The following is a 1,068-nucleotide window of genomic DNA, read 5'->3' as shown; positions in this document are numbered from 1 at the left end:
GCCGGCGGCCGGCCGTGGGATCTCGACGGCACCCGCCGGCCAGGTGCTGGTTGAGCGTGAAGGGGCGGTACTGCTCCACGACCCACACGTCCCGCAGGCGCGAGTGGGCCAGGTTGGACAGCACGACGTCGATCAGCCGGTACTGGCCCGCCAGCGGCACCATCGGCTTGGCGCGGGCCGCGGTGAGCGGCATGAGGCGGCCGCCGGTGCCACCGGCCAGCACGAGCGCGACGACGGCGCCCTCCGGGTCCTTCGGGAACGGGTCGGCCATGACTTCTCCTCGGGTCGGGGCGGGTTCAGCGTAGGGAGCGGGGACCACACGTGGCCACCGTTCGGGTGCGTCCGGCTCAGCTCTGGCAGTGCGGGCACCACCACAGCCGCCGCGCGTCGTCCTCGGCGGAGCCGTAGTCCTCCTGGCGGACGGGGCCGCGGCAGCGCAGGCACGGGGCGCGGTCGTGCCCGTAGACCCAGTACGACGGCGTCCCCCCGCCGCGCGCGCCGGGCGTTCGGCCGGGTGCCGTGCCGGGTGGCGGACCGGCCGGGACCAGCACCTCGACCCCGAAGGGTCGCCCCGGGTTGGGACGCACGCCCGTGGTCCGGCGCCGGGCGCCCGTGGCGGGGGCGGCGGGCGGGACGTTGGCGCGCAGCAGGTCCCGGGCGAGCAGCACGAGTCCGGCGACGTCCTCGACCTCGCCGATCGGCCGGTGCGGGTCGATGCCGGCCAGCAGGAGGGTCTCGCAGCGGTAGATGTTGCCGATCCCGGAGACGAGCCGCTGGTCGAGCAGGGCCAGGCCGACCGGCCGCTCGGGCCGGGCCGTGAGCCGCCGCACGCCCTCGGCGAGCAGCGCGGCGCCGTCGTCGGGCGTGTCCCAGGCCGGGTCCAGCAGGTCGGGGCCGAGGTGGCCGAGGACGGTGGTCTCGTCGGCGGTGGGCACGAGGGTGAGCAGGCCCAGCTGGGCGCCGAGCACGCGGTGCTCCGCCGTCTCCAGCACCGCCCGCACCTGCCAGGCGGGGGCGCCCCACCGCGCGTCGACGGCCGAGACGAGCCAGCGCCCCTCCATCTTCAGG

Annotated in this window: 2 protein-coding genes; both read right to left on the bottom strand. The window is 77.2% G+C overall.

From position 1 onward, the window contains the following. A partial coding sequence (locus tag AB0N07_RS51990) for a sugar phosphate nucleotidyltransferase (protein ID WP_365848112.1) occupies positions 1 to 271 on the bottom strand: 271 nt, incomplete at its 3' end. Between the two features lie 76 nt (positions 272 to 347). Continuing rightward, positions 348 to 1,068: DNA glycosylase (locus AB0N07_RS51985; protein WP_365848110.1), on the bottom strand; the 721-nt coding region annotated here is incomplete at its 5' end.

The sequence above is a fragment of the Streptomyces sp. NPDC051172 genome, from assembly GCF_040682555.1.
In the GTDB taxonomy this organism is placed as follows: Bacteria; Actinomycetota; Actinomycetes; order Streptomycetales; family Streptomycetaceae; genus Streptomyces.
This window is presented reverse-complemented; position numbering and strand designations above follow the sequence as displayed.